The organism is Streptomyces sparsus (genome assembly GCF_054776295.1).
In genome coordinates, this window is sequence record NZ_BAAHCA010000220.1 from 1 (window position 1) to 6,279 (window position 6,279).

Annotated in this window: 9 protein-coding genes; all 9 read right to left on the bottom strand. The window is 71.3% G+C overall.

Going from position 1 to position 6,279, the window contains the following annotated elements:
• Positions 1-607: magnesium chelatase domain-containing protein (locus ACYVE9_RS12625; RefSeq protein WP_461027899.1), on the bottom strand; the 607-nt coding region annotated here is incomplete at its 3' end.
• Between the two features lies 1 nt (position 608).
• A complete protein-coding gene (locus ACYVE9_RS12630) occupies positions 609-983 on the bottom strand; it encodes a YraN family protein (RefSeq protein WP_461027900.1) in 375 nt (124 codons plus the stop codon).
• Between the two features lie 355 nt (positions 984-1,338).
• Positions 1,339-1,662, bottom strand: a complete 324-nt coding sequence (locus ACYVE9_RS12635; RefSeq protein WP_461027901.1) for a DUF2469 domain-containing protein — start codon at positions 1,660-1,662, stop codon at positions 1,339-1,341.
• Between the two features lie 40 nt (positions 1,663-1,702).
• The gene (lepB, locus tag ACYVE9_RS12640) at positions 1,703-2,428 is read right to left on the bottom strand and encodes a signal peptidase I (RefSeq protein WP_461027902.1); all 726 of its coding nucleotides are present in this window, start codon (positions 2,426-2,428) and stop codon (positions 1,703-1,705) included.
• An 82-nt stretch (positions 2,429-2,510) separates the two neighbouring features.
• Entirely contained in the window at positions 2,511-3,413 is a 903-nt protein-coding gene (gene lepB, locus ACYVE9_RS12645) for a signal peptidase I (RefSeq protein WP_461027907.1), read from the bottom strand.
• Positions 3,343-4,392 (bottom strand): signal peptidase I, encoded by a 1,050-nt coding sequence (gene lepB, locus ACYVE9_RS12650; protein WP_461027903.1) that lies wholly within the window; start codon positions 4,390-4,392, stop codon positions 3,343-3,345. Before lepB (ACYVE9_RS12650) ends, lepB (ACYVE9_RS12645) begins: the two co-directional genes overlap by 71 nt.
• Positions 4,385-5,080, bottom strand: coding sequence for a signal peptidase I (gene lepB / locus ACYVE9_RS12655; RefSeq protein ID WP_461027904.1), 696 nt, complete (start codon positions 5,078-5,080; stop codon positions 4,385-4,387). The genes lepB (ACYVE9_RS12650) and lepB (ACYVE9_RS12655) overlap by 8 nt, the downstream gene beginning before the upstream one ends.
• Positions 5,081-5,148: 68 nt before the next feature.
• Positions 5,149-5,499: a 50S ribosomal protein L19 gene (rplS, locus tag ACYVE9_RS12660; protein ID WP_461027905.1), complete on the bottom strand. Its 351-nt coding sequence runs from the start codon at positions 5,497-5,499 to the stop codon at positions 5,149-5,151.
• A 131-nt stretch (positions 5,500-5,630) separates the two neighbouring features.
• A partial coding sequence (locus tag ACYVE9_RS12665; RefSeq protein ID WP_461027906.1) for an RNA methyltransferase occupies positions 5,631-6,279 on the bottom strand: 649 nt, incomplete at its 5' end.

Here is a 6,279-nt window from a genome sequence, read left to right on the forward strand (position 1 = left end):
CGCAGTCGCCGAGCCCGGCGGCGGGCACCGCGTAGGCGGACGCGGTGAGATCGGGGCAGCCGTCCGCCCGCGAGAGGTCGTCCTCCGGTTCGGGCTCGTCGGTGAGCAGTGCGATGAGCTGCGCCAGGCTGCGCACCCCCAGCACGGAGACGCCCGGCACCAGGGAGGCCTCCGGCACCGTCTGCTCCGGGACGACGACCTGGCGGTATCCGGCGTCCGCGGCGGCCAGCACGGCCGGCAGGATGCCGCGCACCGGCCGCACCCGGCCGTCCAGCCCCAGCTCGCCGATCATCATGACGTCGGCCAGCCTTCGCGGATCGACCCGCTGGGCGGCGCCGAGGACGGCACAGGCCACAGCGATGTCGAACCCGCTGCCGCCCTTGGGCACGGAGGCGGGACTGAGGCCGACGGTGAGCTTCTTCTGCGGCCACTCCGCCCCCGAGTTCACCACCGCCGCCCGCACCCGGTCCCGGCTCTCCACCAGGGATTTGTCCGGCAGTCCGACGAGGGTGAAGCCGGCCACTCCCGGCTCCAGGTCGGCCTGCACCTCCACCGGCACACCCTCCACACCGACCAGGGCGACGGAGCACGTACGCGCGAAGCCCATCTCAGGCCACCCCCTGGATGTGTTCCACGACGGGGGCACCGCGGTGCGGCAGCACCACGCCGACCAGGTCGATGCGCACCCCGCCGGAGGGGACGCAGCCGTACCGGGCGATCCACCTCTCGCTCAGCCACCGGGCGGCGAGCCGGCGCAGCCGGGCGGCTTTGCGGGGCGTGACGGCGGCCGCGGGACAACCGTAGGGGCCTGGTCTGCGGGTCTTGACCTCGCAGATGACCAGGGCGTCGGCGTGCCGCGCGACGATGTCCAGCTCGCCGTCCCGGCAGCGCCAGTTCCGCTCCAGGATCGCCATGCCCCGCTGCCGCAGCCGCCGGGCCGCCAGGTCCTCCCCGTAGCGGCCGAGTGCTTCTCGCTCGTTCATCGAACCCACCTCCACCGCTGACCCTGGCGCAGGGCGGAGATCCGAGTGGATCTTGAAGCGAATCGGTGGACAAGTGGCGGGTTGTGGATAACTCGGTCACCCGTCAGAGGGACGCGGAGGCAGGCAGCTCAGCGGATCCCAGGCGGGGGCTCGGAACACCGGCCCACCGGGAGAGGCGGCCGAAGGAGGAAGGAAGAGGGAGGGCAAAGGAGGGAGGGCAGAGGTATGAACTGGGCAGACCGCTCCCCCAGTCCCCCAGTCCCCCGACTCCCAGCAGGCCCCCGCCGGCAGGCCCCTCCCAGCAAGCAGCCCGCCCGGCAGCCCGCCCCTCCCCCGGCACATCCAGGGCCGGGCGTCAGCTGCTGAAGCCCGAGTCCTCCGGCAGGTTCAGGTCGCTCTTGTTGAGCTCCTCGACGTTCACGTCCTTGAACGTGAGCACCCGCACCTGCTTGACGAAGCGAGCCGGCCTGTACATGTCCCACACCCAGGCGTCGGCCATCGACACCTCGAAGAACACCTCCCCCTGCACCGAGTGGACCTGCATCTCGTAGTCGTTGGTGAGGTAGAAACGCCGTTCGGTCTCAATGACGTACTTGAACAGACCGACGACGTCCCGGTACTCCCGGTAGAGCTTCAGCTCCATCTCGGTCTCGTACTTCTCGAGGTCCTCGGCGCTCATGGCATGTTCCCCTTCAGCCGTGCGTTCACCTCATTGTGCGTCAGCTCGCGGGTCCCCGTCCGACACGCCGCGCGATCGGCCCGTGGGCGGCCCCGCCCAGGATGAGCAGCGCACCCGTCCCGACCGCCCACAGCAGGGGCAGCAGGGGGCCCGGCCTGGACACACCGCCGGGCAGTCCGGCGAAGGCCTGCGGACGGTCCACGGTACGCAGCCCGCCCGGTGGCCAGGCGATCGCGTCGAGCCGGGCGCGGACGCCCGAGCGGGGCACGGCGCCCTGGGAGCCGTCGGCGAGGTGCGTCCTGGAGTCGAGCGAGTCGTCCCTGCTGTCGCCCAGCAGGAAGAGGCTGCCGCGCGGCACGTCCGTCCGGAAGCCGCTCGGTGAGGCGGGGCCACCGCCCCGCAGGTAGGGCTCCTCGATCGGTGTGCCGTTGACGGTGAGGCGACCCCGGGAGTCGCAGCAGGTCACCTCGTCGCCGCCGACGGCGACCACCCGCTTCACCATCGGCAGCTCGCCCCACTCGGGGTCCGTGAACACCACCACGTCGCCCCGGCGGACCTCCGCGCCGCTGACGCGCTGCGCCAGGACCCGCTCGCCGGCGGCGACCGTGGGGGCCATGGAGTCCGTGGGAACCGTGTAGGGCCGGTACTGGACGGCGGCCCAGGCGAAGCCGCCGAGGAACAGCACGCAGCCCAGCGCCACGAGCACCGAGGAGATCGTCTCCCCCCGGTCGCGCCGCCGGGGCGCCGGGCCTGTCGTTCCGCTCACCTGGTGCTCCCCGGGTCCACCGACGGTCTGCGCGCACCCTACCCCTGGGTAGGGTGCGCCGACAGTCCCGTCCGGTGTCCGGTCAGCCCCTGGCCACCGGGGTCGCGAGCAGGCGACGACGGCGCCACAGCACGAGCGGCACGGCACCGGCGAGGCCCAGCGCGGCGGGCATCGCGCCGGCCAGCTTCTGGTCGAAGGTGTCGGGCACCGGCAGGGTGCTCCACCGGTTCACCGGCCAGGCGACGACCACCGCACGGCCGACGACGTCCTCCTCGGGCACCGTGCCGCTGTGCGGGCCGTCCTGGTGGTAGCGCGAGTCCAGCGAGTTCTGCCGGTGGTCGCCCATCACCCACAGTCGCTCCTCGGGCACCTTGAGCGGGCCGAACTCTCGATCGCCGCAGGGCGTGTTCCCCGGGTAGAGGTAGTCGGACTCCTCCAGGGAGCGACCGTTGACCTTGACCGTTCCGCCCTTGGCGCACTCCACGGTGTCGCCGCCCTTGGCGATGACCCGCTTGATGAGGTCCTGCTCGTTGGCCGAGGGCATCAGGCCGATGAAGCTGAGACTCTTCTGGAGGAAGTTCTCCGACACCGTCGGGTTGTCCAGCCAGCCGCCCGGGTCGTGGAACACCACCACCTCCCCGCGCTCCGGCGTCGCGCCGAACCACGGGGTGAGCTTGTCGACCAGCACCCGGTCACCCGGTTGCAGGGTGTTCTGCATCGAATCCGAGGGGATCGAGAACGCCTGCAACAGGAACGTCTTGATGACCAGCGCCAGGACCAGGGCGATGCCGACCAGGATCGGCAGCTCCTTCCAGAAGGAACGCTGCTTCGATCCGGTCACGCCGCTGCCGCTGCCCTTCTTGGTCCCACCCGCTCCGGTCTCAGCGGGCGGAGTCGAGTCGTCCTCCGTCCGCTCACCGTCTTCTCGCCTCGGGTGACTTTCCGGCTCTTCCCCGCCGGACCCGGACCGGGCACCGACCGCCACGTCCCCCACATCCACTCCTCACACTGCGCCGCTGCCTGGCCGTCAGTCGGCGCAGGCCCACCACTCCCATAACGAGCGGGAGTTCCGCAGGGCTCGGGAGCGGCACGATTTCATTGTCGCCCCTGCTCGCCGCGGGCACCGGAGCGCCGCGCACGTCGGGCACCGACGCATAGGTTCCCGGCTCTTCCAGCCGACGCCAGTGAGAATACGGCCACGCGATGACCACCGCCTTGCCGACCACCAGGTTTTCGGGGACCGTGCCCTGGTCCGGTTCCCTGAGATGGGCCCGGGAATCGGCCGAGTTGGCCCGGTGGTCACCGAGCACGAAGATCCGGCCGACGGGCACGCGGACCTCGAACGGCAGTCGGGACGGTTCGTTGCCGGGGTGCAGGTACGCCTCGTCGAGCGGCGTACCGTTGACGGTGACACGGCCGTCCGCGTCGCAGCACTTCACCGTGTCGCCTCCGATCGCCACGACGCGCTTGATGAGGTCCTGCTCGTCGTCGGAAGGCAGCAGGCCGATGAAGGCCAGGGCCTGCTTGCCCTGCTTGATGACCGGCGGATCATCCGTGCCGGGCAGCTGCTGCTGGTCGAGCCAACCGCCCGGGTCCTTGAAGACGACCACGTCACCGCGCTCCGGGCGGGCGCCGAACCAGGGGCTGAACTTGTCCACCAGGACCCGGTCGTCGATGCGGATGGTCTGCTCCATCGAACCGGACGGGATCACGAACGCCTGCACCAGGAACGTCTTGAGCACGAGCGCGATGAGCAGCGCGACGCCGACCAGGATCGGTATCTCGCGGGTCGCCGACAGGCGCCTGCGCCGCTTGATGCGCTTCGCGGCCCGGCGTCGGTCCGCCCGGCCCTCACCCGGGCGGCGCAGCGCCGGGTAGCTGCTGCTCTGCCACATCTCGCTGTCGTCGAGCACCGGCTCGGGGGGACGGTGATGCCCTGCGCGGGGCCGGCCGCGCTTACCCATGGGCTGCCCGCAGGGACGTCCACCGACCGGCCGGCCAGCCGATCCAGTCCGCGCGGCCGATCACCCGGTCCACCGGCACGGTGCCGCCGCCGGGGCGCCCCAGGTGGTCGCGGGAGTCGCTCGACGCGGCACGGTGATCTCCCATCACCCACAACCGCCCCTCAGGCACCACGATGTCGAACGGCACTGCCGAAGCACTGCCATCGGGGTGCAGGTAGCGCTCCTCCAGCGGTTCACCGTTCACCTCGATCCTCCCCCGCGAGTCGCAGCACTTGACGCTGTCCCCACCGGTTCCGACGACGCGCTTGACGTAGTCGTTCCGCGAGGGTTCCGCCAGACCCACCGCCGCACCGACGGTGCGCAGCAGTCCGGTGACCGGGTGCTCGGTCGGCTGCTCGCCGGCGAATGACCCGGTTCCGTCGAAGACCACAACGTCACCGCGGGCCGGATCGTTGCCGAAACGGTACGCCAGCTTGTTCACCAGCACCCGGTCCCCGACCTGGAGTGTGTTCTCCATCGAGCTGCTGGGGATGCGGAACGGCTGCACCACGAACGTGCTGACCAGCAGAAGGGTGGTGACGAGTGCCGCGACCACCGCCCCCGGACGCACAAAACGCGACCGGCGTCCCCTGGCCCTCTCCGGGGCCGGGGAGCGGTCGCGCTCCGTGGGTCGTGCTTCGGTGTCCATCGCGCCGAGCCTATCCGGCCCGGCGCGGACCCCTCATGGTGATGCGGGAGATCAGCCGAGGCGGAAGATCAGTTGTCCCGCTTCTCCTTGATCTTGGCAGCCTTGCCGCGCAGCTCACGGAGGTAGTACAGCTTCGCACGACGGACGTCACCGCGGGTCAGACGCTCGATCTTCTCGACGACCGGGGTGTGGACGGGGAAGGTCCGCTCCACGCCGACGCTGAAGCTCACCTTGCGGACGGTGAAGGTCTCGCGGATGCCGGCGCCCTGGCGGCGGATGACCACGCCCTTGAACTGCTGGACTCGCGAGCGGCTGCCCTCGATGACGCGCACGTGGACGTTGACGGTGTCCCCGGGGCGGAAGGCGGGAATGTCGCTGCGCAGCGACGCGGAGTCGACGGTGTCGAGAAGGTGAGACATGCGAGTCTGCTTTCCTCGCCGATGCCACAGGTCATCGACGGACGTGTTCGGTGTGAGTTCGGATGCCGCCGCGCCGGGGCGGGCGTCGGTCCCCCTGTGGCAGGGTCGCGCGCCGGGCGTGGGGCAGCGGCCTATTCTTCCACGGCTCCCCCGGACAGCCCAAATCGGCCGTCGCCGTCCCGTGCGAAGTGCCCGTCGGCCCGCTCGGTCCAACCGAGCGAGCGCAGCGTCTGCCGGTCGTGCTTGTCGAGGGCGTCCGGGTCGCAGCGCTCGATCAGGTCGGGTCGGTTGGCGCTGGTGCGGCTGAGGGCCTCGTCACGCCGCCAGCGCGCGATCCGGCCGTGGTGGCCGCTGACGAGCACCTCGGGGACCTCACGTCCGCGCCACTGCGGCGGCTTGGTGTAAACCGGCCCTTCCAGCAGGTCGGCCATGGCGCCCGGCGCGAAGGAGTCGTCCCGATGCGACTCGGCGTTGCCCAGTACTCCGGGCAGCAGCCGCGCGACGGCCTCCACCATGACCAGGACCGGGGCCTCACCACCGGCCAGCACGTAGTCGCCGATGGACACCTCACGCACGTCCGCGCGCTCGGCGTACTCCTCCACCACGCGCCGGTCGATGCCCTCGTAGCGCGCGGGGGTGAAGACGAGCCACGGCTTGCCGGCCAGCTCGACGGCGAGTTCCTGGGTGAACGGCCGGCCGCTGGGCGTGGGCACCACGATCACCGGGCCCGTCCCGCCGGTCCCGGCCGCCCCGGCTCCGGATCCCGCCGCAGCGGCCCCG